General features: G+C 70.9%; 23 protein-coding genes and 2 pseudogenes. 14 read left to right on the plus strand and 11 right to left on the minus strand.

What is annotated here, in order from left to right; translation table 11 throughout:
• Positions 1 to 26 precede the first annotated feature (26 nt).
• Positions 27 to 842: a class I SAM-dependent methyltransferase gene (locus ACIBAF_RS38905; protein ID WP_399469723.1), complete on the minus strand. Its 816-nt coding sequence runs from the start codon at positions 840 to 842 to the stop codon at positions 27 to 29.
• 57 nt (positions 843 to 899) lie between these two features.
• Between ACIBAF_RS38905 and ACIBAF_RS38910 the strand changes: the two genes are divergently transcribed.
• The 6 genes and pseudogenes from ACIBAF_RS38910 to ACIBAF_RS38935 form a co-directional block, all read left to right on the plus strand.
• Positions 900 to 1,619, plus strand: coding sequence for a GntR family transcriptional regulator (locus ACIBAF_RS38910; protein ID WP_399469725.1), 720 nt, complete (start codon positions 900 to 902; stop codon positions 1,617 to 1,619).
• 131 nt (positions 1,620 to 1,750) lie between these two features.
• Entirely contained in the window at positions 1,751 to 2,203 is a 453-nt protein-coding gene (locus ACIBAF_RS38915; protein ID WP_399469727.1) for a DUF6415 family natural product biosynthesis protein, read from the plus strand.
• Positions 2,200 to 2,394 carry a hypothetical protein gene (locus tag ACIBAF_RS38920; protein ID WP_399469729.1) on the plus strand — a complete coding sequence of 65 codons (195 nt, stop codon included), beginning with the start codon at positions 2,200 to 2,202 and terminating at the stop codon, positions 2,392 to 2,394. The genes ACIBAF_RS38915 and ACIBAF_RS38920 overlap by 4 nt, the downstream gene beginning before the upstream one ends.
• A gap of 144 nt (positions 2,395 to 2,538) precedes the next feature.
• Positions 2,539 to 3,249, plus strand: a complete 711-nt coding sequence (locus ACIBAF_RS38925) for a methyltransferase domain-containing protein (RefSeq protein ID WP_399469731.1) — start codon at positions 2,539 to 2,541, stop codon at positions 3,247 to 3,249.
• 177 nt (positions 3,250 to 3,426) lie between these two features.
• Positions 3,427 to 4,665: an RNA-guided endonuclease InsQ/TnpB family protein gene (locus ACIBAF_RS38930; RefSeq protein ID WP_399469733.1), complete on the plus strand. Its 1,239-nt coding sequence runs from the start codon at positions 3,427 to 3,429 to the stop codon at positions 4,663 to 4,665.
• Positions 4,666 to 4,678: 13 nt separating this feature from the next.
• Positions 4,679 to 5,206 (plus strand): annotated as a pseudogene (locus ACIBAF_RS38935) (protein-L-isoaspartate(D-aspartate) O-methyltransferase); the annotation flags it as partial.
• Between the two features lie 116 nt (positions 5,207 to 5,322).
• On the opposite strand, the gene ACIBAF_RS38940 reads toward ACIBAF_RS38935, so the two are convergent.
• Positions 5,323 to 7,149 (minus strand): S9 family peptidase, encoded by a 1,827-nt coding sequence (locus tag ACIBAF_RS38940; protein ID WP_399469735.1) that lies wholly within the window; start codon positions 7,147 to 7,149, stop codon positions 5,323 to 5,325.
• A 158-nt stretch (positions 7,150 to 7,307) separates the two neighbouring features.
• Here ACIBAF_RS38940 and ACIBAF_RS38945 point away from each other — a divergent pair, with 158 nt between their 5' ends.
• Positions 7,308 to 8,153, plus strand: coding sequence for an SURF1 family protein (locus tag ACIBAF_RS38945; protein WP_399469737.1), 846 nt, complete (start codon positions 7,308 to 7,310; stop codon positions 8,151 to 8,153).
• Here ACIBAF_RS38945 and ACIBAF_RS38950 read toward each other — a convergent pair.
• The 4 genes from ACIBAF_RS38950 to ACIBAF_RS38965 form a co-directional block, all read right to left on the minus strand.
• Positions 8,123 to 9,160 carry a hypothetical protein gene (locus ACIBAF_RS38950; RefSeq protein WP_399469739.1) on the minus strand — a complete coding sequence of 346 codons (1,038 nt, stop codon included), beginning with the start codon at positions 9,158 to 9,160 and terminating at the stop codon, positions 8,123 to 8,125. The genes ACIBAF_RS38945 and ACIBAF_RS38950 overlap by 31 nt on opposite strands.
• Before the next feature lie 188 nt (positions 9,161 to 9,348).
• Entirely contained in the window at positions 9,349 to 9,924 is a 576-nt protein-coding gene (locus tag ACIBAF_RS38955) for a SigE family RNA polymerase sigma factor (RefSeq protein ID WP_079664898.1), read from the minus strand.
• A gap of 412 nt (positions 9,925 to 10,336) precedes the next feature.
• Positions 10,337 to 11,395 carry an aspartate-semialdehyde dehydrogenase gene (locus ACIBAF_RS38960; RefSeq protein WP_399469819.1) on the minus strand — a complete coding sequence of 353 codons (1,059 nt, stop codon included), beginning with the start codon at positions 11,393 to 11,395 and terminating at the stop codon, positions 10,337 to 10,339.
• Between the two features lie 17 nt (positions 11,396 to 11,412).
• Positions 11,413 to 12,690: an aspartate kinase gene (locus tag ACIBAF_RS38965; RefSeq protein ID WP_399469741.1), complete on the minus strand. Its 1,278-nt coding sequence runs from the start codon at positions 12,688 to 12,690 to the stop codon at positions 11,413 to 11,415.
• A 205-nt stretch (positions 12,691 to 12,895) separates the two neighbouring features.
• On the opposite strand from ACIBAF_RS38965, the pseudogene ACIBAF_RS38970 reads away from it, so the two are divergent.
• Both ACIBAF_RS38970 and ACIBAF_RS38975 read left to right on the plus strand, forming a co-directional pair.
• Positions 12,896 to 13,570, plus strand: a pseudogene (locus tag ACIBAF_RS38970) (response regulator transcription factor); the annotation flags it as partial.
• A 245-nt stretch (positions 13,571 to 13,815) separates the two neighbouring features.
• Positions 13,816 to 15,168, plus strand: a complete 1,353-nt coding sequence (locus ACIBAF_RS38975) for an ATP-binding protein (protein ID WP_399469743.1) — start codon at positions 13,816 to 13,818, stop codon at positions 15,166 to 15,168.
• A 10-nt stretch (positions 15,169 to 15,178) separates the two neighbouring features.
• Here ACIBAF_RS38975 and ACIBAF_RS38980 read toward each other — a convergent pair whose 3' ends face one another.
• On the minus strand, positions 15,179 to 15,676 hold the full coding sequence (locus ACIBAF_RS38980) for an SgcJ/EcaC family oxidoreductase (RefSeq protein WP_399469745.1): 498 nt from the start codon (positions 15,674 to 15,676) through the stop codon (positions 15,179 to 15,181).
• Positions 15,677 to 15,794: 118 nt separating this feature from the next.
• Positions 15,795 to 15,983, minus strand: coding sequence for a hypothetical protein (locus ACIBAF_RS38985; protein WP_399469747.1), 189 nt, complete (start codon positions 15,981 to 15,983; stop codon positions 15,795 to 15,797).
• Between the two features lie 151 nt (positions 15,984 to 16,134).
• On the opposite strand from ACIBAF_RS38985, the gene ACIBAF_RS38990 reads away from it, so the two are divergent.
• The 5 genes from ACIBAF_RS38990 (at position 16,135) to ACIBAF_RS39010 (ending at position 21,986) form a co-directional block, all read left to right on the plus strand.
• On the plus strand, positions 16,135 to 16,857 hold the full coding sequence (locus ACIBAF_RS38990; protein WP_399469749.1) for a sulfite exporter TauE/SafE family protein: 723 nt from the start codon (positions 16,135 to 16,137) through the stop codon (positions 16,855 to 16,857).
• 136 nt (positions 16,858 to 16,993) lie between these two features.
• Positions 16,994 to 19,834 carry an alpha/beta fold hydrolase gene (locus ACIBAF_RS38995; RefSeq protein WP_399469751.1) on the plus strand — a complete coding sequence of 947 codons (2,841 nt, stop codon included), beginning with the start codon at positions 16,994 to 16,996 and terminating at the stop codon, positions 19,832 to 19,834.
• A gap of 186 nt (positions 19,835 to 20,020) precedes the next feature.
• Complete coding sequence (locus ACIBAF_RS39000) at positions 20,021 to 20,245, plus strand: hypothetical protein (RefSeq protein WP_399469753.1); 225 nt, start codon at positions 20,021 to 20,023, stop codon at positions 20,243 to 20,245.
• Positions 20,246 to 20,292: 47 nt separating this feature from the next.
• The gene (locus ACIBAF_RS39005) at positions 20,293 to 21,120 is read left to right on the plus strand and encodes a proline hydroxylase (protein WP_399469755.1); all 828 of its coding nucleotides are present in this window, start codon (positions 20,293 to 20,295) and stop codon (positions 21,118 to 21,120) included.
• Between the two features lie 29 nt (positions 21,121 to 21,149).
• Positions 21,150 to 21,986, plus strand: a complete 837-nt coding sequence (locus ACIBAF_RS39010; protein ID WP_399469757.1) for a PhzF family phenazine biosynthesis protein — start codon at positions 21,150 to 21,152, stop codon at positions 21,984 to 21,986.
• Positions 21,987 to 22,001: 15 nt separating this feature from the next.
• On the opposite strand, the gene ACIBAF_RS39015 is transcribed toward ACIBAF_RS39010, so the two are convergent.
• The 3 genes from ACIBAF_RS39015 to recR form a co-directional block, all read right to left on the minus strand.
• Positions 22,002 to 22,463, minus strand: coding sequence for a RidA family protein (locus ACIBAF_RS39015; RefSeq protein ID WP_399469759.1), 462 nt, complete (start codon positions 22,461 to 22,463; stop codon positions 22,002 to 22,004).
• 117 nt (positions 22,464 to 22,580) lie between these two features.
• Positions 22,581 to 23,243 carry a DUF5063 domain-containing protein gene (locus ACIBAF_RS39020; protein ID WP_399469761.1) on the minus strand — a complete coding sequence of 221 codons (663 nt, stop codon included), beginning with the start codon at positions 23,241 to 23,243 and terminating at the stop codon, positions 22,581 to 22,583.
• Complete coding sequence (gene recR, locus ACIBAF_RS39025; protein ID WP_079660860.1) at positions 23,236 to 23,835, minus strand: recombination mediator RecR; 600 nt, start codon at positions 23,833 to 23,835, stop codon at positions 23,236 to 23,238. Before recR ends, ACIBAF_RS39020 begins: the two co-directional genes overlap by 8 nt.
• Positions 23,836 to 23,874 lie beyond the last annotated feature (39 nt).

Genomic DNA, 23,874 nt, shown 5'->3' on the forward strand with positions numbered 1-23,874 from the left:
AGTACAACGCGTTGTGTTTCCCGAGGTCAGCCGGGACGTCGTCCAATCGCCAGCAGATGGGAGCTCGCCGCGAGAAGCTCCGGATACGGCTCGGCCATGCGTGCCGCGGTCAGCACCGACTGGAACAGGTCCGCGTCGCGGAAGGACTCGCCGGTGTTCCGCTCTGCCGCCGCGAGCATGGACCAGGCCGGGCCTTCGACGCCGAAGACCTCGGCCTCCTCGAAGCCCGCAGCAGCCACCTCGCCGCGCAGTTGCTCACCGCTGTGGAAGAACGCGGCGGTGAAGGCCTTCTTGCCGTCATGGATCTGCGTGGCGAGGATGCCGCCGATGCTCCTCTGCATGGGCTCCTCGTGCAGGTGGGCGAACGCGGCGTGCTCGAACAGTGATGCGTACCGATTGATGCCGGCCGCCGCCAGGAGACCGCCGGGCTTGAGTACGCGGTAGGCCTCCGCGAGAGCCTGGTCGCGGTCGGCGCGGTCGAGTAGGTGGTAGAGCGGCCCCAGCACGAGCACGACGTCGTACGAGGCGTCCGCGGCGGCCAGGGCACGAGCGTCGCCCAGTTCGACGGTGGCGCCCGTCTCCTTGGCCTTGTCGATGTGCCGGGCGATCGGGTCGACGAGATGCACCGTGTAGCCGTCCGCGACGAGCCACCGGGCGTGCACCCCTGGTCCGCCCCCGACGTCGAGCACCCGAGCAGCCGGCTCTGGGAGGTATCGGCGCAGCAGCTCTTGCGTGCGCAGCAACTCCAGCCGTCCGTCGGCTGTCTTGGTCAGCCGGTCCGTCTCGTCGATGGTTTCCGTGTAGAACTTCACGATCTCCGGCGCTACCTCAAGGATCGTCATGTGAGGCATTGTGTGGGCTCACCGGTGGACCAGTCCAGTGAACGGAAGTGCGCGCCCATGCCACTGCTGAAGTACGAGCAGATCGCTGAGGATCTCCGCATACGTATGGCGAATGGCGAGTTCGGCCCTGGCGACTTGCTGCCCTCCGGTCGCGACCTGGCCGAACAGTGGACCGTCTCGCGGGCCACTGTCGTCAAGGCTTACGACATCCTGCGCAACGACGGCTTGGTGGTCGCGCGGCAGGGTGCCGGATTCACCGTCGCCGAGACGCCGATCGCACGGCCTGCGGGTGGACGCCGCGCAGGCTCCACTCGTGTGTCGGGTGGCGCACCGTACCGCCGCCTCGGTGTCCCGGACCGCACCGTGCCCCCGTCGCACATCGCCCACGCCCTGGGCCTGAAGCCCGGCGAGGAAGCGCTGCGCAGGATCCGGCTGGTGCTGCTCGACGACGGATCGCCGCACAGCCTGGTGACCGCCTGGTTCCCACCCGCCGTCGCGGATGCTGCGCCGCGTCTGGCCCTGAAGGGGCCGATCGCCGAGGGCACCACGCTGTATGTGCGGCGCGAGACAGGCCGTTTTCCAGTGGAGGGTGTGGACGTCACGATGGTGCGGCTGGCCACCGAGGAGGAGGCCGGACTGCTGGACGTCGATGCGCCGACGGCGGTGGCTGTCGTGCTGCACGTGGCACTTGACGAGGATCGCCAGGCCCTCGTGTGCGAAGAGGGTGTGACGCCGTCGCACGTTTTCGAGCAGACCGACAACTACCCGATGGGGTAGGAAAACTGACGTTCCGCTTGACTGGACCGGTCCACCGGTCCAGTCTCCTTTCAGTGCCCGGCAGCTGACACTGCGAACCCCGGCGACCGCTCGCGACGGTCCCGGGGCGTGGCCGACTGAAAGGAGTCGACATGACGAACGGTACCGCCCCGCCCGGCAGCACCCACGGGAGTGCCGAGACGACGCCCGGCGGGGGCCGCTTGGCGCGCTCCACCGTAGGGAGCGGCAACACGACGCACCCCGTGGACATCGCCTTGATGCGGGAAACCGTGGAGATCCTGCTGGCCCCGGACGCCGCGCCGGGCATGCTGCCCCCGCCCGCCGACGAACTGGCCACGCTGACAGAGACCGTACGCCGACACTTGGAGCTGCTCATCCCCGAAGTCGAGCAAGCGGCCGGGAAGCTGGGGAAGGACAGCATCCCTCGATACTGCGCGCTCGCCTGTGTCGGGGAAGCACGCGGGAAACTCCGGACCGATCCGAGCCCGAGATTCGGCGGAAATGTCGGCCACGCCCAGCGACTGGCCCGCGTCCTGAACGCCCTGTGCGACCACTACGTGAAGATCGGCAGCGATCACTCGTGACGACGGTGACCGACACCACCGAGACCCTGTCCGCCGAGTGCACGCTGGCCCGCACGCCCGGCTACGAGGACGTACACGCCTGGTGCCGCCAGCTCGACGACGTACCGCTGCCGCACTCCACGCGCGTACTGCTCGTCCACCGATGCCGCTGCTCGTGCCACCGGCAGCAGCCGCCGAGGAACCCCGCGTGAGGGCCGTCACCGGCCTGTTCGTGTACGTGGCGGCCGTATCCGCCCCCGTCCTCGCCCTGGTGCCGGCGCGGGCACCGTACTGACGCACCCCACGCACCCCACGCACCCCCATGGCGGCCGCTCCGAGACAGGGCCGCACCGCAGGTGACGCTCGACTCCGCGCAGGTGGACCGCCCCGGCCGCAAGAGGCTGGGGCGCGTCCTCGTCGAAGCGCGTGCGCTGTCGTCGGACTGGGCTCCCACCTTCGCGGTCGTAGATCGAGCCGCCTTCCTGCCCGACCTGATGTGGCCGTTCGACATGGACGCGGGCAGGAGCGTCGCCGTGGACCGGGCGGGCGACCCAGACGCCTGGTATGCCGCTGCCGACAGCAACATCCCCATCGTGACCCAGTGGGACGACGGTGAGCACTCCGGCACCGAGCCCGGGCGGGTGTCCACCAGTTCCTCCTCCATGCCCTCCGTCGTGTACGCGATGCTGCAGACCCTCGACGTGGACGAGGCGATGCGCGTCGTCGGCACCGGCACCGGCGAGACGGCGGGAGCCCTGACACACCGGCTCGACCGCCGGAAGGTGACCACGGTCGAGGTGGATCCCTCCGTGTCGCGACAGGCCCGCGAGCGGCTCCGCGCGGCCGGGCTCCATCCGGAGGTGATCGCGGGCGACGGGTTTGAGGGGCATGCGGTCGCGGCACCGTACGACCGCGTTCTGGCCACCGTCGGAGTCCGGGAGATCCCTCGGGCATGGATCGAGCAGACCCGGCCCGGCGGCCTGATCGTCGCCCCATGGGGCACGCACTTCAGCGCGATTCTTGCGAGGAACCCCAGGCGTTCACGCCTGAGAGGAATCGCATCGTGAAGGGGTGACGCGGAGCGTTGCAGGATCCGGGAGTTCGGGCGCGGAGCGCCCGTTGGGCTGTCCGGCGAAGCCGGGGGCGCGGCAGCGTCGAACGTATGGTCGGTGGGTCGCTGAATGGCGGGACGGGTGTGCGGAAGTCGGCTGTTCGTACGGGATGGCTGTGTAGCTTTGGGTGTCATGAAGCTGGTGGTGCAGGTCAAGCTGTTGCCGACGCCCATACAGGCGGCGGCGCTTGAGGCGACCCTGCACGCCTGCAACGAGGCGGCGACCTGGGCGTCCGAGGTCGCCTTCGACAGGGATGCGAAGCGGAACTTCGCGCTGCGCGAGCACACCTACACCGAGATCAGGCAGCGGTGGGGACTGGGCGCGCAGGCCGCCCAGCACGTCATCAAGAAGACGTGCGACGCCTATACGACTCTCAAGGCGAACCTGAAGGCCGGGAACCTGGGCAAGCCGTGGTCGAAGCGGTACCGGCGGGCCGCCGAGAAGCCGGTCGTCTTCCGTCCCGAGGGCGCGCAGCCCTACGACGACCGGATGCTGTCCTGGCAGATCGCTGAGCGGACCGTCTCCATCTGGACCCTGTCGGGGAGGGTGAAGGGGGTGGCGTTCACCGCCTCCCCGCAGCAGCTGGCCCGCCTCGCCCTGTACCGCAAGGGCGAGTCCGACCTGCTGTACCGCGACGGCATGTGGTTTTTGCAGGCCACCTGCGAACTCCCCGAGGCCGAGCCGAACACCGCCCCGGACGGCTTCCTGGGCATCGATCTGGGGATCGTGAACATCGCGACCACCTCGGACGGCGAGATCATGGCCGGGCGCGCCCTGAACCGGGGACGGCTGCGTGAACGCACCCTGCGGACCAAGCTGCAGAAGAAGAACACCCCGTCCGCCAAACGCCGGTTGAAGAAGCGGCGGCGCAAGGAAGCGCGGCGGGCGAAGGACGTCAACCACAAGATCGCGAAACATGTGGTGGCCGAGGCGGAACGCACCGGTCGCGGAATCGCCCTGGAAGACTTGACGGGCATGCGCGAACGGGTACGGCTTCGCAAGCCCCAACGGGCCACCCACTCCAGCTGGTCCTTCGCCCAGCTGGGGGCGTTCATCGCGTACAAGGCCAAGAAAGCCGGGGTGCCGGTGGTGTACGTCGATGCGGCGTACACCTCCCGCACCTGCGCCGAATGCGGCCACATCGACAGAGCGAACCGGGTCTCCCAGGCCTGGTTCGCGTGCCGGTCCTGCGGATTCGTTGATCACGCAGACCGCAACGGCTCCCGCAACATCCGTGCTCGTGCGGAAGAGTTGTGGCGACGCGGGGCGCAGTCAACCGCCCCAGACCCACCCCCGACACCCGAGGGCGGGACCGGACGCAAGCGCAGCACCACAGCCAGTGGCGCCCGCTGTGCAAGCCCGGGACTTTAGTCCCGGGTCGTTGACCAACGCGGATGCCGTCGCCCGGCTCGTCGTCGGCGCAGGGGAGGCGTCCGGGCACTTCACCCGTCCCGTGGAGTTCATGAAGCTGCGTGCTCAGCGACTGTCGTTGCCACGGCATGGCGAGTACGTCCCAGCGGAGGGCATGGACGGTGACGGTATCCACGTGTCCGCCACGGAGATCACGGAATCGGAGTTCGTCACCGGAAGGCACACCGCTCTCCCCTTCGCTCTTGGACTGCGCGTCCGGGACTGCGTCCAGGCTGTGGCCGACAAGCGCGACGGAGCCCGCCCAGTGTGGTTCTACGGGCTCAGCGACCGTTCGTGGGCATGCGTGATGTTCCGCGACGGGGAGGACGAGGCCCGCGTCTGGCAGTCAGGGCCCCGCCGGTTGTGGGACGAGGTGGAGGCGGCCCATCGGTGGTGGATCGGCCACGACAGGCCCGAGCACACACGCTTCGGCCTGACGGTCACCACCGAGGGACGACAGGCAGCCTGGCTGGACGAGCCGACGCACTCCTGGGCCGTCTGAGGCGGTGCGTGGACGGACGCCGCGCCCGATGGTCCCCTGGGATGGTCGATCGCCGAGAGCGACCCCGCCCGTCCGCCCCGTCCGCCCGTCCACCCCGTCCGGTCGAAACAAACCGCCTACCCCAAGTGCCTCTCTGCGAACTCCAGTTCCAGCCTCACCTGCTTGATGCGTTCGTCGACCACCAGGGAGCCGTGGCCCGCGTCGTAGCGGTAGACCTCGTGGGTGGCTCCTCTTGCTTCCAGGCGCTTGACGTAGTTGTCGATCTGCCGGATGGGGCAGCGGGGGTCGTTCACGCCGGCCGAGATGTAGACGGGGGCCCGGACCTTGTCGACGTAGGTCAGGGGGGAGGAGGTCTCGAAGCGGTCGGGGACCTCCTCCGGGGTGCCGCCCAGCAGGGTGCGGTCCATCGCCTTCAGGGCCTCCATCTCGTCGTGGTAGGCCGTGACGTAGTCGGCGACGGGGACGGCGGCGATGCCCAGGGTCCAGGCGTCGGGCTGGACGCCGAGGCCGAGGAGGGTGAGGTAGCCGCCCCAGGAGCCGCCGGTGAGGATCAGCCGGGCGGGGTCGGACAGACCGGACGAGACGGCCCATTCGCGGACGGCCTCGATGTCCTCCAGCTCGATGAGGCCGACCCGGTGCTTCAGCGCGTCCGTCCAGGCGCGGCCGTAGCCCGTGGAGCCGCGGTAGTTGACGCGGACCACCGCGTAGCCGTGGTCCACCCAGGCCGCCGGGGCCGCCGCGAAGGCGTCGCTGTCGTGCCAGGTCGGGCCGCCGTGGATGTCGAAGACGGTGGGGAGGGGGCCCATGCCCGCGCCCTGCGGTCGTTGCACCAGGGCGTGGATACGGCCTCCCGGGCCCTCCACCCACACGTCCTCCACCGGGACCGAGCCGGGGGACTTCGTGCCGGGCGGGTCCAGGACGACCCCGCCGGTCGTCGAACGGACCGCCGGCGGCTGGGCCGCGGACGACCACAGGTACTCCACGCTGCCGTCCGGGCGGGCCGTCGCCCCGGACACCGTGCCCGCGGGGGTCGCTGCCTTCACGAGCTCGCCGTCGGCGAAGTCGTAGCGGAACAGTTCGCTGCGGGCCTCGAAGCTGTGCTCGATGAGCAGGCCCGAGCCGTCCGGGTACCACTCGGCGCTGACGTCGCCCGGCAGGTCCAGGGCCAGGTCCGTCTCCGAGCCCGTCGCCACGTCCCAGACCAGCGGTTCCCAGCGGCCCCGCCGCTGGTGCCCGATCAACAGCCGGGTGTCGCCGTCGACCGGGGCGAAGCCCAGCACCTCCAGGCCCAGCTCCTCGGCGCCGCCCCGGGTGTCGTCCAGCTCGGCGACCGTCGAGCCGTCCGGGCGCAGCACCCGCAGCGCGGAGTGCATCGCGTCGCCGTGCTCGGTGTGCTCGATCGCGATCAGGCTGCCGTCGTGGGACAGGTCGCCCACGCCCGCCGACTCCCGGTGGCGGTACAGCTCGAAGGGGGGCTCGCCGGCCCGCGCGACGTGGATCGTCGTCCCCTCCTCGTCCGTCGAGCGGCCGACGACCGCCGTACGGCCGTCCCGGCCCAGCGCCAGGCCCGCCGGGTAGGAGGGGTCCAGGCCGGGCGTCGCCAGTTCGTCCTCGCCGCCTGCGAACGGCTGGCGGCGCCAGACGCCGAATTCGTCGCCGTCCTTGTCGTCGAACCACCAGATCCACGCGCCGTCCGGGGAGAGCACGCCGTCCGTCGTGCCGTTGGCCCGGTTCGTCACCTGGCGCTGGTCGCCCGTGGAACGGTCCCAGGCGTACAACTCGTACGTCCCGGTCGCGTTCGACACGAACAGGGAGCGGTGCGGCGCGTCCTCCGCCCAGTCGGGCAGCGACACCCGGGGCGCCCGGAAGCGCTTCTCCCAGTCCGGCATCCCCGGCATCTCTTCGTCCCGCTCCGGTGCGGCGGACCCGTTGCTCTCAGTCATAAGCCCATACTGCCCGTCCGCGACGACAATCGACCTCCACAGCCCCCAGCCTGTGGACAACTTCCCACCGTCTTCGCACCTGCTTCGCACCTATGAGCCACCTCGCGAGCCTCACCCCGCCAGCCGGTCCCCCGCAGTCGCCCCGTACCGTGGGAGGCGTGTACCGGTTTCTGGTGACTCCACGGTGGTGGGGGATCAACGTCTTCGTGCTGCTGGCCATCCCCTTCTGTGTGTTCATGGGGTCCTGGCAGCTGAGCCGGTTCGAGGCGCGGGTGGACGACCACCGTGACGCGAAGGCGCAGGCCCGGTCCGCCGAGACGGACGCTCCGCGGCCGCTCGCCGAGCTGCTGCCCGTGGACAAGGCGACCTCCGGCAGGCAGGCCACCGCCACCGGGCGCTACGGCAGGCAGTTGCTGGTGCCCGGTCGGGAGCTGGACGGGAAGAACGGCTACTACGTGCTGACCCTGCTGCGGACCGACGGCGGCAGGGCGCTGCCCGTCGTGCGCGGCTGGCTGCCCGGCGCCGCCGACTCCGCCAAAGCCCCGGCGCCGCCGACCGGCGAGGTCACCGTCACCGGCGCGCTGCAGGCGTCCGAGCAGCCCGGCGACAACGGAGTCAGCGCCCAGGGCGGTCTGCCGGCCGGGCAGACCGCGGCGATCAGTGCGGCTTCGCTGGTCAACCTCGTGCCGGACGACCTCTACGACGCCTGGATCACCCTCGCCACCGCCGACCAGGGGATGACGGCGGTGCCCGCGAAGGCGGCCGCCGACACGGGGCTCGACCTGAAGGCGTTCCAGAACCTGGGCTACACCGGCGAGTGGTTCGTCTTCGCGGGGTTCGTGGTGTTCATGTGGTTCCGGCTGCTGCGCCGCGAGGTGGAGTTCGCGCGCGACGCGGAGCTCGGGATCGTGCCCGAGGGGCCCGGGGAGCCCGAGGAACCCGAGGGGCCCGGGGAGCCCGTCAGGTCAGCGGTTCATGAGGACACCAGCACGCCCGTGCGGTAGATCGTCCCCGTGCACGCGTTCGTCACCGTGGCCTTGGCGGTCGGCGAGCCGCCCTCCGCCGTGTACGACACGACGACGCTGCCGTCGGCCGTGGTGCCGTCCTCGGTGAGCAGCTGGGGCGAGGTGCCGGACGTGGTCTCGCCGGTCGTGCCGGTCGGCTCGGACGCGGTGGGCGACGGGGACGCCGTACCGCCGCCGCTGTCGCCGCCGCTGTTGCCGCCGGTGGTGGGGCAGGTCGCGGCGGGCACCCAGGCGAACTTCACCTCGTAGGCGGAGCCGGGGGCGAGGAGGTGCTCGGTGACGTAGAGGGAGGGGTCGGGAAGGCCGGCCGCCGCGTCCCCGGAGGTGTGCTCGACCACGGTGATCTTCGTGCTGTCGGCGGCGCCCTGCGCGTCGAACGTCACGGAGACCTTGCCGCCGACGGTGCAGCCGGTGGGCGAGGAGTTCGTGACGCGGAAGGCGCCGTAGACGATGCTGCCCGAGTCGGGGACGGCGACGGCGGGGGTCGCGGCCTCGAGCTGGGACGGTTCGCAGGCGGCCACGCTCATGTGCGTCCCGGCGGTCGGGTCGGCGCCGCTGGAGGCGGTGCCGCCCGCGGACTCCTTGCCCGGGCCGGAGTCGGTGGCGCCGCCCTTGTCCTGCTCACCGGTCTGACCGGAGGAGTCGCCGACCTTGCCCGAGGAGCCGCCGTCGGGGTTCTTGCCCTGATCCACGCCTCCCTGCGCCTGTGAGGCCTGGCCGGCGATGGAAGGGTTGGCATCAGAGCTGCCTGCGCCTGAGACGTGCAGCACGGCCGGGACGGCGGTGCCGAGGAAGAGCGCCGCGGCCGCCATGCCGACGGCCGCCTGCCGCTTGCGGGCCCGGCGGACGGGGACGGCCCGCCGCAGGTGGTCCAGGGCGCCGTCGCGCGGCTCCATCTCCTGGACGGCGTCGTGCAGCATCCGGCGCAGTGCCAGCTCGTCCGAGTCGAGCCCTTCGGGGCCCTGGTCGTCGAGGTGGTGGTTCACGGTTGAGTTCCCAGCGTGCGATTGCTTCGGCTCTTGCTTGCCCGACGAGCCTGTCGAACGCGGCGGGTTCGACGAGGCCGTCGGCTCGTGCCACGCGAACGGCTCGTGGCGCTCGTGACTGTCGTGGCCCCCATGACTCTCGTGACTGTCGTGGCTCTCGTGGGGGTCCCGCCCTTCGGCTTCCCCGCTCACGCCGGAGCCTCCATGGCTATCCGCAGGGCGGCGATGCCGCGCGAGCCGTACGCCTTGACCGAGCCGAGGGAGATGCCGAGGGTCTCGGCGACCTGGGCTTCGGTCATGTCGGCGAAGTAGCGCAGCACGAGGACCTCGCGCTGGCGGCGCTGGAGGCCCTTCATCGCCTTGATGAGCGAGTCGCGCTCCAGCTGGTCGTAGGCGCCCTCCTCCGCGCTGGCCATGTCCGGCATCGGCTTGGAGAGCAGCTTCAGGCCGAGGATGCGGCGGCGCAGTGCGGAGCGGGAGAGGTTGACGACGGTCTGGCGGAGGTAGGCGAGGGTCTTCTCCGGGTCGCGGACGCGTTTGCGTGCGGAGTGGACGCGGATGAAGGCCTCCTGGACGACGTCCTCGCAGGAGGCGGTGTCGTCGAGGAGGAGGGCGGCGAGACCGAGCAGCGAGCGGTAGTGCGCCCGGTAGGTCTCGGTGAGGTGATCGACGGTGGTTCCGGCCGCCACGGCCTCTTCGACGCCGTCACGCTGACTGGGTATGCGGGCGGGCCGCGCTGCGGGCATGGGCGCGATCACCGGCATGCCGCCGGGCGCGCCGGGCATGCGGGGTCGCAGGACGGCGCGAGCCATCGGGAGTTCGAGTACCTCAGCCACGCCAGTTGGACACACGTCCCCCCGCGGAGGTTGTACGTGCCGGGCGTCACTTTTACGTTGGACGAGGCCACGTCTACCCGTCTCATGTGTCCCGCTCTTCCCTTGTATCCCATATGAACGGGCGTCCCCACGCCCGGATCACGGCGTCCCCACGCCGGGACCGCAAAGACGCTCCCCGCCCTGCGCGCGGTTGCACAGAACGGGGAGGAAGTCTTCGGACAATCTTCAAACGGAAACGCTGTCCGATACAAGGGTTCCGAACCATCGACCGGCTCACACTTTCCCAAGGCTCTGGCCAGGGCTTTTGTCCACAGATCCGGCACAGTTCCTGACTCGCGAGTCAGCCCAGCTCCGCCGCCACCAGCTCCGCGATCTGCGCGGTGTTCAGGGCGGCTCCCTTGCGCAGGTTGTCCCCGCACACGAACAGTTCGAGCGCCGTCGGGTCGTCGAGGGCCCGCCGCACCCTTCCCACCCAGGTCGGGTCGGTGCCGACGACGTCGGCGGGGGTGGGGAACTCGCCCGCGGCCGGGTTGTCGAAGAGGACGACGCCGGGGGCCGTCGCGATGATCTCGCGGGCGCCGTCGACGGTGACCTCGTCCTGGAAGCGGGCGTGGACGGTGAGGGAGTGCGTGGTGACGACGGGGACGCGCACGCAGGTCACGGCCACCGGCAGCTTCGGCAGTCCGAGGATCTTGCGGGACTCGTCCCGTACCTTCATCTCCTCCGACGACCAGCCGTCCTCGCGCAGCGAGCCCGCCCAGGGGACGACGTTCAGCGCGACCGGCTCCGGGAACGGCCCGGTGTTGTCGCCGACGGCCCGCCGCACGTCCCCGGGGCTGGTCCCCAGCTCGGTGCCGGCGACCAGCGCCATCTGCTGCCGCAGCGTCTCCACCCCGGCCCGCCCGGCCCCGCTCACCGCCTGGTACGAGGAGACCACCAGCTCGCGCAGCCCGTACTCGGCGTGCAGCGCGCCCAGGGCGACGATCATCGACAGGGTGGTGCAGTTGGGGTTGGCGACGATGCCGCGCGGCCGGTTGCGCACCGTGTGCCCGTTGACCTCGGGGACGACCAGCGGCACGTCCGGGTCCATCCGGAAGGCGCCGGAGTCGTCCACCACGACCACGCCCTTGGCGGCGGCGATCGGCGCCCAGTGCGCGGCGACCTCGTCGGGGACGTCGAACATGGCGACGTCGACCCCGTCGAAGACTTCCTCCGACAGGGCCAGCACCTCGACCTCGGCGCCGCGCACGGCCAGCTTGCGGCCGGCCGAGCGCGGCGAGGCGACGAGTCTGATCTCGCCCCAGACGTCCGCCCGCTGGGACAGGATCTGGCGCATGACGGCGCCGACGACTCCGGTCGCCCCGACGAGCGCGAGCGTCGGCCGCCTGCGGGCGGACATCCCAGGCTGTACGGCCATCAGCGGCCGGTGCCTCCGTAGACGACGGCTTCGTCGCTGTCGGAGTCGAGGCCGAAGGCGGTGTGCACGGCGCGCACGGCCTCGTTGACGTCGTCGGCGCGCGTCACGACCGAGATCCGGATCTCGGAGGTCGAGATGAGCTCGATGTTGACGCCCGCGTCGGCCAGGGCCTTGAAGAAGTCGGCCGTGACGCCGGGGTTGGTCTTCATGCCCGCGCCGACCAGCGAGATCTTGCCGATCTGGTCGTCGTAGCGCAGCGAGTCGAAGCCGATGCCGGCGCGGTTCTTCTCCAGGGCGTCGATGGCCTTGCGGCCCTCGGCCTTGGGGAGCGTGAAGGAGATGTCCGTCAGGCCGGTGGAGGCCGCGGACACGTTCTGCACGATCATGTCGATGTTGATCTCGGCGTCGGAGATCGTGCGGAAGATCGCGGCGGCCTCGCCCGGCTTGTCCGGCACGCCGACGACCGTGACCTTGGCCTCGGAGGTGTCGTGCGCGACACCGGAGATGATGGCCTGCTCCACCGGCTTGTCCCCTTGCTCGATCGGCTCACTGCTGACCCACGTGCCCTGCAGCCCGCTGAAGGACGAGCGGACGTGGATCGGGATGTTGTAGCGGCGGGCGTACTCCACACAGCGGTGGAGCAGCACCTTGGAGCCGGAGGCCGCGAGCTCCAGCATGTCCTCGAAGGCGATCCAGTCGATCTTCCGCGCCTTCTTCACCACGCGCGGGTCGGCGGTGAAGACGCCGTCCACGTCGGTGTAGATCTCGCAGACCTCGGCGTCCAGCGCGGCGGCGAGGGCGACGGCCGTGGTGTCGGACCCGCCGCGCCCCAGCGTGGTGATGTCCTTCTTGTCCTGGCTGACACCCTGGAACCCGGCGACGATGGCGATGTTGCCCTCGTCCAGCGCGGTCCGGATGCGGCCCGGCGTGACGTCGATGATCCGGGCTTTGTTGTGGACCGAGTCGGTGATGACGCCTGCCTGGCTGCCGGTGAAGCTCTGGGCGCTGTGGCCCAGGTTCTTGATCGCCATGGCCAGCAGGGCCATGGAGATCCGCTCTCCGGCGGTCAGCAGCATGTCGAACTCTCGTCCGCTGGGCATCGGTGACACCTGCTCGGCGAGATCGATCAGCTCGTCCGTCGTGTCGCCCATCGCGGAAACGACGACGACCACCTGGTGGCCGTTCTTCTTCGCTTCCACGATCCGCTTGGCGACGCGCTTGATGCCCTCGGCATCGGCTACGGAGGAGCCTCCGTACTTCTGCACGACAAGGCCCACGTGCGCTCCTCGCTCAGTTCGTTCGTTTCCGCACATACGCCCTTGTACTGCGGTCGGCTCAGTCTAACGAGCGCCCGAAATTCACCTCCCGAGTACCGCATCGTGAGATGTCCGGACGCCCGCTTCGGGGAGTCCCTTCCCACTGAAGCCGAAGTGATAGCTGTGAATTAAGTTTCAAGCACTTCTCACGCACTATCGTGCGGCTGTGCACGTACTCCTGGTGGAAGACGACGAGCCGGTCGCCGAGTCGCTGCGGCGCGGCCTGAAGCGCTACGGCTTCGAGGTCGACTGGGTCACCACGGGCGCCGCCGCCCTCGCCCACTCCGACCCCTACGACGTCGTGCTGCTGGATCTGGGGCTGCCCGACACCGACGGCCTCGACGTCTGCAAGGCGCTGCGCGAGCGCGGCAGCGTGCCGATCATCGTGATCAGCGCCCGCAGCGACGAGACGGACCGCGTGGTCGGCCTGGAGCTGGGCGCCGACGACTACGTGTCCAAGCCGTTCGGGGTGCGGGAGGTCATCGCACGGATACGGGCGGTGATGCGGCGGGTCCAGCCGCGCACGACCGCCGCGGCGGAGAACGGCGCCGACCGGTACGGCGCCCGTCTGACCATCGACCGCAAGGCGGCCCGCGTCCATGTGGACGGCGCGGAGGTCTCCCTCGCGCCCAAGGAGTACGACCTGCTCTCCTTCCTCACCGAGGAGCCGGGCGCGCTGATGTCGCGCGAGCAGATCATGGAAGCCGTCTGGGACGCGAACTGGTTCGGGCCGACGAAGACGCTGGACGTGCACGTGGCGGCGCTGCGACGGAAGTTCGCCGGGGTCGTCGCCATCGAGGCGGTGCGGGGCGTCGGCTTCCGGCTGGAGATCGTCAAGGACCCGGAGATCGTGAAGGCGCCGGAGACCGTGAAGGCCCCGGAGACCGCCCACGGCCCGGAAACCACCCACGGCCCTAAGACCGCCCACGGCCCGGAAACCACCCACGGCCCTAAGACCGCCCACGGCCCGGAAACCACCCACGGCCCTAAGACCGCCCACGGCCCGGAGACCACCCACGGCCCTAAAACCGCCCACGGCCCGGAGACCACCCACGGCCCGAAGACCGTGAAGGGCCCCGGGTCCTCATGAACCGCCAGCTCATCCGCAGCTACATCCTGCTGGTCGCGGTCGCGATCCTGCTGTTCACGGTGCCGGTGGCCTTCACCCTCACCAAGCAGCTGCGGGACGACACCGAGCTGTCCGTCATGCGTGAGGCCAACACGATGGCGCTGCTGCTGGGCAACGGCGACCGCATCTCGTGCGAGGCCCTGACCGAGGTGGCGAACGCGTACGGCCGTAGGACCCCCGGCGACGTCCAGGTGACCCCCGCCGGCAGCTGCGCCCCGGACCTGCCGAGGCCCACCGCGGACGCGGCGCTGACCCGGGCCGTGCAGAACAACGATCCGACGACCGACTGGGGCTCGGACTTCATCTGGGGCAAGCGCCTGACGATCACCGTGCCCGCCCAGGGCGACGCGGCCGTACGGATCGTCTACTCGACCTCGGACATGACCAGGCGGCTGTGGCAGATCTGGGGCTTCCGGGCCGGGCTCGCCGCGCTCGTCCTGGCGGCGGCCGCCGCGATCGGGGCGATCGCCGCCCGCCGGATCACCGCCCCGCTGCGCGCGCTCAACTCCATGGCGAGCAGGTTCAGCGACGGCGATCTGACGGCCCGTTCCCCCGTGGCGGGCCCCCCGGAGACGCAGACCCTGGCGATCACCCTCAACCAGGCGGGCGAGCGCCTCGACACGCTGATCGCCTCGCAGCGGATCTTCGTCGCGGACGCCTCGCACCAGCTGCGGACCCCGCTGACGGCGCTCCGCCTCTCCCTGGACAACATCGCCGACGGCGTCGACGACGAGTTCGTACGGGAGGACGTGGAGCAGGCGACCGCCGAGGTGGTGCGGATGAGCCGCCTGGTCAACGGGCTGCTGGTGCTGGCGCGGGCCGAGGCCAAGGTGACGGCCGCCGAACCGCTGTCGCTGACGGACATCGTGGCCGAACGGCTGTCGGTGTGGAGGCCGGCCGCCGACGAGCGCGGTGTCACCATCGCGCTCAGGGGGAGTTGTGTCGACGACCGGCCGTCTGTGCTGGCCAGCCCCGGTCATCTGGACCAGGTGCTGGACAACGTGCTCTCGAACGCCCTGGAGGTGTCACCGGACGGCGGGACGATCACCGTCCGGGCGGAGTCGAAGGGCGACAAGGTGGTGCTGTCGGTCCTCGACGAGGGACCGGGCATGTCGGACGCGGAGAAGTCCCGCGCCTTCGACCGCTTCTGGCGCGGTCAGGGCCTCACCGGGCGCTCCGGTTCCGGTCTCGGCCTCGCCGTCGTCAAGCAGCTGGTGACCGACGACGGCGGGACGGTGACGCTGGTGGACGCTCCCGGGGGCGGGCTGTGCGTGCGGATCACGCTGCGGGCCGCACAGCGCACCGGGTGAGCGGGGCCGATCAGCCCTCGGGCATCGCGGACGAGTGGTGGTTGACGATCTTCCACTGGCCGCCGCGCTTCTCGTACTCGTAGGTGTAGCGGGCCTCGACGACGCTCTTCTTGCCGGTGGCCTTGTCGGTGAGCGTGAACTGGTACACGCCGGAGTCGAGGGCGGAGTTGCTGTCGAGGACGTTGATGTGCGTCTCGATCTTCTTGCCGACCGGCTTGTTCTGGAGGAAGTGCTCCATGTAGTCGACGATGCCGGCGTGGTCCGTGCGGACCTTGTTGGACAGGGTGGGCAGCAGGACCGCGTCCTTGGCGTAGCGGTCGGCCACGATCTCGGGGTCGCCGGTCTGCAGCGCGGCGTTCCAGCCGTCGAAGAGGGCGGCGATCTGCTTCTTGGTGGGCTTGGCGGGCTTGTTGTCGCCGGCCGCACTGACCCCGGCCGTCACCGTGGCGGCGGTGGCGAGGGCGGTGGCGGTGACGAGGGCGGCGCGTATGCGGGTCTTGCGGGTCATCGCAACTCCTGTGCGGCTGGTGCTCGTTGGGATGACTCAAGATTCGCGTGCGGCCGGTTAGCGCCCGTGCAGCCGTCGTACAGGGGACGTACAAGACCTCTCCAACGTTCGCCGGCCTTCAGGAACGGGCGGGCTTGCCGCGGTCGCGGACCAGGCTGACACCGGCCCCGAGGGAGACGACGCCCATGCCGACGGCCGTCATCACGCCCTGCGATCCGTCGACGACGAAGGGTGCGGCGGCGGCGACCACGAGGTTGAAGAGGAAGAGGAACCACAGGACGGGACGGGAGGAGAGCAGGGCCTTCATGACGGGCTTCCTTACGTGGCAGTGGATCCGGGGGGATCCGGGAAGATCCGGGGGATCCGGGGGTCGTTCGCTTGTGTGATCAACGATCCCGTCCCCGACCTGCCGAAACGAGGGAGCGCACTCCCGAACCGATGGTGTAGTCAGGTACACCATGACGAGTGAGGCGCTGCTTGCCGGGATCGTGCTGCTGGGGTCGGGCGTGCAGTGGCTGACCGGGATGGGCTTCGCGCTGGTGGCCGTCCCCGCGCTGGTGCTGCTGCTGGGCCCGGCGCAGGGGGTGGTCCTGGCGAACTGTGCGGCGGGCATGATCAGCGTCGTGGGTCTGGCGGGCGGCTGGCGCCGGGTGCGCCCGGCGGCGATGGTCCCGCTGTGCGCGGCCGCCGCCTGCACGGTCCCGGCGGGCTCCTGGCTGACCCGTCGGCTCCCGGAGCCCGTACTGCTGCTGGTGATGGGCGCGCTGGTGACGGTGGCCGTGCTGCTGGTCATGCGGGGCACGCGCATACCCGCCCTGCGCGGCACCCGGGGCGCGGTCGTGGCCGGCGCGGCGGGCGGCTTCATGAACTCGGCGGCGGGCGTCGGCGGCCCGCCGATCTCCCTGTACGCCGTCAACGCGGGCTGGACGGTACGGGAGTTCGTGCCGAACGCGCAGTTCTACGGCGTCGTCGTGAACGCCTTCTCGGTGGCGGCGAACGGGGTGCCGGAGCTGGCCGCGCCCCAGTGGGCCGCGGTCGCCGTGGCGATGACCGTGGGCGCGCTGATCGGCAGGGCGCTCGCGGGGCGGCTGCCGGAGCGGCGGGCCCGACTCCTGGTGCTGGGGCTTGCGTTGGCGGGTGGAGTGACGGCTGTGGGAAAAGGACTCTTCGGCATTTCCTGACCGTCCAACCGGTTTGGCATGTGCGTCGGACATGTCCTTGGCCTAGGTGTCACTGCTCGTGCATCATTGACCCGGCCTTCATTCGAGGAGCCGTTCCACGCGGTGACGACCGGCCGCCCGGCCGCGGAGGTTGACGATGGTCACGCCCGACCGCATCCACGTGATCTTCGTACACGGTCTTTTCTCGTCGGCGGGCGTGTGGAAGTCGTTCACCGAACTGCTCGCCGCGGACGAGGAATTGCGGGACCGCATCGACGTCCAGCCCTTCCCCTACAATTCCCCGCGCCTGCGATTACGGCCCGACCGGCGTATCGCCGACATCGACGACATCGCCGACCGGCTGGGCACCTGGCTGCGCGGCAACTGCTCCGACGGCGCACCGGTCGTGCTGGTCACCCACAGCCAGGGCGGACTCATCGTGCAGCGGCTCCTGGCGCGCACCCTGTGGCGGGGCCGCGGGCACGAACTCGCGCGCATCCAGCACATCGTGATGTACGCATGTCCGCACAACGGTTCGGGATTCTTCCTGTACCTGCGGAAAATGCTGATGTTCTTGAATCACCCGCAGGAACGCGCACTGCGACCGCTCAGCAACCGCGCGTTGCTGGAATCCCAGCGAACGGTGCTGGAAAAGGTCGTACGGCCCACCGGGAAATCCGATACGGAATGCTCGATTCCCATATCCGCCTATGGCGGGCAGACCGACAATGTCGTACCGGCCGTCACAGCGACAACTCCCTTCCCGGACGGCGGAGTCATCGAGGGCGACCACTTCTCGATAGTCCAGCCGCAGGACAAGAACGCCGAGTCGTACTCCGTCCTGCGGTCGGTGCTTTGGGAGATCGCCGCGGAAAGCCCCGCCGCCTTCGCCGCCGAGCCGGAACCCGAGCCCGAATCCGATCCCGAGCCCGAGCCGCCCCTCTCCATCACGCTGCCTCTCATGGACGGCAAGCTGCACGGCGAGGAACGCCGGCGGATCATCTCCTCGGTCGTCTCCTCCGCACCCGGGGTGCATGTGCTGGCCGGCGCGGGCGGCAGCGGCAAGAGCCGGCTGGCGCTGGAGATAGCCACCCAGGCGGCGGACCGGGGACGCCGGGTCTGGTGGGTGCGCGTCAACCAGCTCAGCGCCTGTATGCGGGCCGTGGCCAGGGAGCTCGGCATCCCCGACAGCCAGGCCGACGTCGCCTGGAAGCGGCGCAGCCAGGCGGACCTCGTCTGGCGTTTCCTCAACGAGTCCCCGCAGCCGTGGCTGATCGTCTTCGACAACGCCGACGAGCCGCAGCGCCTCGGCCCCGGCGGAGGCGCCGTCAAGGACGGAACGGGCTGGCTGCGGCCCCCACGCGGCTCGAACGGCCTGGTCGTGGTGACCAGCCGGGTCCTCAACCAGGACGTGTGGGGCACCTGGAGCCAGGTCCGCGAGGTGCCCAGGCTCGACGAGCGCGACGGCGCCGCCCTGCTCATCGAGTGCGCCGGCGCCGAGGCCGGCACCCGTGAACAGGCCCGCCATCTGTCGAGCCAGCTCGGCGGGCTCCCGCTGGCCCTGCGCACGGCGGCGAAGTACATCCAGTCCGTCCGCGAGAACAAGGTCTCCCTCGGCTCCACGGACATCCGCGACTTCCAGAGCTACGGCAGGGCCTGGGCCCGCAACTTCGCCTCTCCCGCGGGCATCCGGGGCGACGGCGGCACCCTGCTCGGCCTGGAGAAGATCGTCGACGAGGTGTGCGGCATCTCCCTGCGGCTGCTCGAACGCACCCTGCCCCAGGCCGGCCCCCTGCTGCGGGCCTTCGCCTGCATGAACATCGCCCCGATCCCGTACCGCAGGCTGCTCGGCGGAACCGCGACCGTGCAGTCCCCGCTGTGGGCGGAGTTCACCGTCGCCCAGCGGGACGAGGTGATCACCGGGCTGCAGGACCTCGGCCTGATCGAACCGGACCGCCTCCGGGCCGGCTTCCTCTCGCTGCACCCGGTCGTCCACGCGATCCTGCGCGACGACCCGGACGTCCACCGGCGCAGCGCCGACTACTACGACCTCGCCGTGCGGATGCTCCTCGACGCGGTGCACGAACAGGACCCCGACTACCCCGAGTCCTGGCCGGTCTGGGAACCGGTCATGCCCCACGCCATCGAGGTCACGCGGTCCGTGCTGCGCGCCGACGGCCCCACCGACGCCCGCGGCGTGCTCGACGGGGCCCTGGAACTGGCCCGGCTCACCAGCCGCTACCTCCTGGTCGCGGGACACCTCGGCCTGGCCCGCGAACTGGTGTCGCCGATCATCGACGCCTGCGACTCCTTCGGCAGTGACCCCGACGACCGGGAGATCCTCGGACTGCGCCACGAGAAGGGCCGCATCTTCCTGGAGGCCGGCGAACTTCCCTCGGCCGAGGCCGAGTTGCGGGCGGTCGCGGCCCGCCGCAAGGAGATCTTCGACACCCTGGCCAGCCTGCACAAACTGGCCCGGGCCATCCTGGAGCAGGAGAACCGCGCTCCCGAGGCGGAGGAGATCCTGCGCAAGGTCGTCCACGACGAGCGCAGCGTACGGGGCGAGGAGCACGCCGACACCATGGTCGTCCGGCACACCCTCGGACGCGCCCTGCTCGCCCAGGGACGGGCCGCGGAGGCGGAGACGCACCTGCGGGAGATCCTCGCCATCCGGCTGCGCAAATGGGAGCCCGGCACGCCCGAGACCCTGCACGCGCGCGAGACCCTGGCGCGCAGCCTGCTGGAACAGGAGAAGGTCGACGAGGCCGTCACCGTCATCGACGCGGCACGGCGGGACGCCAGGCAGCCCGACGACTCCCACCCGGTGATGCGGCTGCGCTACTGCGCCGCCTACGCCCTGCTGCTCCAGGGCCGGGTCGACGAGGCCGGCGCCCTGCTGACCTCGCTCCTCGCCGACCAGCGCCGGGTCCTCGGCGAGTCGCATCCCGAGGTACGCCTGACGCAGACCCTGCTCGACCGCATCCGCAAGGACCTCTGACGCCCCACACCCCCAGCCCGGCGGCCCCGACCAGCCGCTGCCAGGCATGCGTTACTGCGTGAAGTTGGCAAAAACACTGCCCGGTAGGGGACTTGCGCCCTAGCATCGTCAGCCCGCACTCTCTGAGTGCTGACCGTGACCGCACCGCCACGCACGATGAACCAGGAAGCTTCAGGGGGGTCCTGAGTGAATTCCTACGACGCGAGTGACACACCCGAGGTCGACCCGTCCTTATCCGACGGACCCGAACCCGGGACCCTCGACGCCGACGACACGGACAGCCCGCGCGAATCGTCCCGACGTGAGATCGCGCGACAGATCGCTCTCGAAGCCCTGCGAGCCGACCGCCATGTGCTGGAGATCAGCGCGGCCACGGCCTTCCGGGACTTCAGCTGTGCCCGACCGGCGTGAGTGAAGCACCGGCCTCAGAGCGGGATCACGAGAGACGGGACGTCGTCATGCAGCTCGCCGACTTGTCAGCTCGTTCAACAGCCCTGCCGCACGATCCGCACTTCCGCGTCGTCACCGCTCCCGCGTTCACCCGGGAACGCCTCGCCGATCTCGCGGCCGGCCGCTGTGCGGCCCTCAGGGTGCCCGACGTCCTGCCCGCCGCCTCCTGCGCCGAGATCCTGCGCGCCCTGGAGTCCTCCCCGTTCGAGGCGTACGGCCGACAGCGCGTCCAGCCGCCCGTGATGCGGTTCGGCGTCGGGGTCAGCGACCACCGGGAGAGCGGCGCCATCGCGAGAAGCTACTGGCCGGCCGTGGCGGCGAGCCGGGCCGCCTGGGACCGGCTCGGCCTGCCCTACGACCCGTTCGCACTGTGCCGGGAGGCACTGGGCGCCGACTGGCCGGGCGGGGTGTCGGTCGGCCGCAGGAACGGGCGGGAGCTGGCGCCGGGCGTCGCCCGCGAGCCCAACAACGGCTTCCAGGTCCACTTCGACGAAGCGCTGCGCGAGTTCCGGGAGGACCTGCTGGACGCCCCGCTGGTCGCCCAGTTCGCCTTCAACCTGTACCTCAGCGTCCCCGACTCGGGCGGCGAGACGGTCCTGTGGCGGCACCGCTGGCATCCGGCCGACGAGGCACACCGGCTGCCGGGGTCCTACGGATACGCGGAGACGGTGGTGGCGGGCGCCGAGTCGGTCGAGATCACCCCGACCGTCGGCGAGGCCCTCCTCCTCGACCCCCGCAACTTCCACGCCGTACGCCCCAGCAGCGGGGCCCGCCGGATCGCGCTGGGCTTCTCGATGGGGCTGAGCGTGACGGGCGAACTGCTGACCTGGGGATGACGGCCCCTCGACTGCGCTACGGTCACCCGATGGAGGTTTTGCGCTACGTGGCCTTCGGCGCCGATCCGGCCGGGGGCAACCCCGCCGGTGTGGTGCTCGACGCCACCGGAATCGACGACGCGACCATGCTGGCGACCGCGGCCGAGGTCGGCTACTCGGAAACGGCGTTCGTGGTGCCGTCCGACGACGGCACCCTGACCGTCCGCTACTTCAGCCCGCTCGCCGAGGTGCCGTTCTGCGGCCACGCCACGATCGCCATGGCCGTCGCCCACGCCGACCGCCACGGCACCGGACCGTTGAGCCTGCGCACCAGCGTCGGCGCCGTCCCCGTCACCACCGCCGTGGCCGACGACGGGACGACGACGGCGACCCTGGTGAGCGTCGCCCCGCACACGGAGCCCCTCGCCCCGCCCGACCTGGCCGAGCTGCTGTCCGCGCTGCGCTGGTCCGCCGACGAGCTCGACCCGGCGCTGCCGCCCCGCACGGCCTACGCCGGCGCCCGGCACCCGGTCATCGCCGCGGCCGACCGCAGCCGCCTGGCCGACCTCGACTACGACATGCCCGCGCTCAGCGCCCTCATGGCCCGCCGGGACTGGACCACCGTCGACCTGGTCTGGCGGGAGTCGCCCACCGTGTTCCACGCCCGCAACCCCTTCCCGCCCGGCGGGGTCGTCGAGGACCCGGCCACCGGCGCGGCCGCCGCCGCCTTCGGCGGCTACCTGAGGGAACTCCAACTCACCCCGACACCGGCCACCTTGACGATCCGTCAGGGCGAGGACATGGGCCGCCCGAGCACCATCACGGTGTCCGTGCCCGCCGAACGGGACAGCGGCATCGGCGTCACGGGCACGGCCGTGCCCATCTGACCGACGCGGGAGCGGTCAGCCGGCGTCCAGCGCGAAGACGACCTCGATCTCGACCGGCGAGTCCAACGGCAGCCGGGCGACGCCCACCGTGCTGCGGGCATGCCGCCCCGCGTCGCCGAACAGCGCGAGGAAGAGGTCGCTCGCGCCGTCGACGACACCGGCCTGCCCGTGGAAACCGTCGGCGCACGCCACGTACCCGACCACCTTCACCACGCCCGCCGGCGCCGCTCCGCCCGCCACGGAGTCCGCGGCGGCCAGCGCGGCGAGCGCGCACCGCCGGCTGAGCTCGTACGCCTCCTCGGCCGTCACCGTGCCCCCGACCCGGCCGGTGGCCACGAGAGCGCCGTCCACGAGGGGCACCTGCCCGGACACCGCCACCTGCCGGCCGCTGCGCACCGCCGGGACGTACACGCCCTTGGGCGGGCTGACGTGCGGCAACGCGAGACCCAGCTCGGTCAGGCGCGCGAGCAGAGCCACACGGGCAGAGACGGAGGCAGGGGCAGGGGCAGGGTGGTCTTCGGCCATCGCTTCCCGCTCCCCCTCCGTCGCGTCCGTCCCGTCGTCCGGTGCCCCCCGCGCCGCGTTCGCGCGCGGCTACTTCGCCGGGCGGGCGCCCAGGTGCTCGCCGATCTCCTCCGCCATCACCCGGCCCGCCTCGAACTCCAGCGTCTCGTCGCCCAGCGGGGTCTGGTCGGTGTCCAGGCCGTCCAGTTCCTCCAGGGGCTGGTCCAGCCGGACGTGCGCGAGCACCGAGTGCAGGGCGCGCAGGGTCGCCGAGGCAGTGGAGCCCCAGTTGGAGAAGTAGGAGAACTGCCACCACCACAGGGCCTCGGTGGTGCGGCCCGCACGGTAGTGGGCCATGCCGTGGCGCAGGTCGGCGATGACGTCGGCGAGGTCGTCGGAGATCCGGGCCGGGACGGGCGCCTTGCGGGGCTCGTAGGGGTCGAAGACCTCCGAGTAGACGTCCACCGGGTCCAGCAGTCTGGCCAGGTTCTCGCGGAGTTCGTCCGCGTCCGGCTCGAAGCCCGGGTCGGGCTCGTAGCGCTCGTCGGGGACGATGTCCTCGTGCGCGCCGAGCCGACCGCCGGCCAGGAGCAGCTGGGACACCTCCAGGAGGAGGAAGGGGACCGCCGAGCCCGGCTCGTCGCCCTTCGCCACCTCCGTGACGGCTACCAGGAAGCTCTCGACCTGATCCGCGATCTGGACCGCGAAGTCGTCCGGATTCTGGTCGGTCGCGTGCAGCGTGGCGTCAGACATCTAGGAGTCGTCTCCCCTCGAAGGCGCGGCCGAGCGTGACCTCGTCCGCGTATTCCAGGTCGCCGCCCACCGGGAGGCCGCTGGCCAGGCGGGTGACCTTCAGGCCCATGGGCTTGATCATGCGGGCGAGGTACGTGGCCGTGGCCTCGCCTTCCAGGTTCGGATCCGTGGCCAGGATCAGTTCCGTGACCGTGCCGTCGGCCAACCGCGCGAGAAGTTCTCGTATACGCAGGTCGTCGGGACCGACGCCCTCGATGGGGCTGATCGCTCCGCCGAGGACGTGGTACTTGCCGCGGAACTCGCGGGTGCGCTCGATCGCCACGACGTCCTTCGGCTCCTCGACGACACAGATGACCGTCGGGTCGCGGCGGGCGTCACGGCAGATGCCGCACAGCTCCTCCTGCGCCACGTTGCCGCAGGTCGCGCAGAAGCGGACCTTCGCCTTGACCTCCATGAGGCACTGCGCGAGCCGCCGTACGTCCGTCGGTTCCGCCTGGAGGATGTGGAAGGCGATCCGCTGCGCGCTCTTGGGACCGACGCCGGGCAGCCGCCCCAGCTCGTCGATGAGGTCCTGGACCACGCCTTCGTACAACGGACTGCCGTCCTTCCTGGGTTTCCTTGCAGTACGTAC

This window comes from Streptomyces sp. NPDC051677 (genome assembly GCF_044453465.1).
In the GTDB taxonomy this organism is placed as follows: Bacteria; Actinomycetota; Actinomycetes; order Streptomycetales; family Streptomycetaceae; genus Streptomyces.

Bases quoted from the DNA above. Each gene is read 5' to 3' on its own strand.
- ACIBAF_RS38905 (WP_399469723.1), bottom strand. From the start codon at position 842: ATGACGATCCTTGAGGTAGCGCCGGAGATCGTGAAGTTCTACACGGAA.
- ACIBAF_RS38910 (WP_399469725.1), top strand. From the start codon at position 900: ATGCCACTGCTGAAGTACGAGCAGATCGCTGAGGATCTCCGCATACGT.
- ACIBAF_RS38915 (WP_399469727.1), top strand. From the start codon at position 1,751: ATGACGAACGGTACCGCCCCGCCCGGCAGCACCCACGGGAGTGCCGAG.
- ACIBAF_RS38930 (WP_399469733.1), top strand. From the start codon at position 3,427: ATGAAGCTGGTGGTGCAGGTCAAGCTGTTGCCGACGCCCATACAGGCG.
- ACIBAF_RS38940 (WP_399469735.1), bottom strand. From the start codon at position 7,149: ATGACTGAGAGCAACGGGTCCGCCGCACCGGAGCGGGACGAAGAGATG.
- ACIBAF_RS38955 (WP_079664898.1), bottom strand. From the start codon at position 9,924: ATGCCGGTGATCGCGCCCATGCCCGCAGCGCGGCCCGCCCGCATACCC.
- ACIBAF_RS38960 (WP_399469819.1), bottom strand. From the start codon at position 11,395: ATGTCCGCCCGCAGGCGGCCGACGCTCGCGCTCGTCGGGGCGACCGGA.
- ACIBAF_RS38975 (WP_399469743.1), top strand. From the start codon at position 13,816: ATGAACCGCCAGCTCATCCGCAGCTACATCCTGCTGGTCGCGGTCGCG.
- ACIBAF_RS38980 (WP_399469745.1), bottom strand. From the start codon at position 15,676: ATGACCCGCAAGACCCGCATACGCGCCGCCCTCGTCACCGCCACCGCC.
- ACIBAF_RS38985 (WP_399469747.1), bottom strand. From the start codon at position 15,983: ATGAAGGCCCTGCTCTCCTCCCGTCCCGTCCTGTGGTTCCTCTTCCTC.
- ACIBAF_RS38990 (WP_399469749.1), top strand. From the start codon at position 16,135: ATGACGAGTGAGGCGCTGCTTGCCGGGATCGTGCTGCTGGGGTCGGGC.
- ACIBAF_RS38995 (WP_399469751.1), top strand. From the start codon at position 16,994: ATGGTCACGCCCGACCGCATCCACGTGATCTTCGTACACGGTCTTTTC.
- ACIBAF_RS39005 (WP_399469755.1), top strand. From the start codon at position 20,293: ATGCAGCTCGCCGACTTGTCAGCTCGTTCAACAGCCCTGCCGCACGAT.
- ACIBAF_RS39010 (WP_399469757.1), top strand. From the start codon at position 21,150: ATGGAGGTTTTGCGCTACGTGGCCTTCGGCGCCGATCCGGCCGGGGGC.
- ACIBAF_RS39020 (WP_399469761.1), bottom strand. From the start codon at position 23,243: ATGTCTGACGCCACGCTGCACGCGACCGACCAGAATCCGGACGACTTC.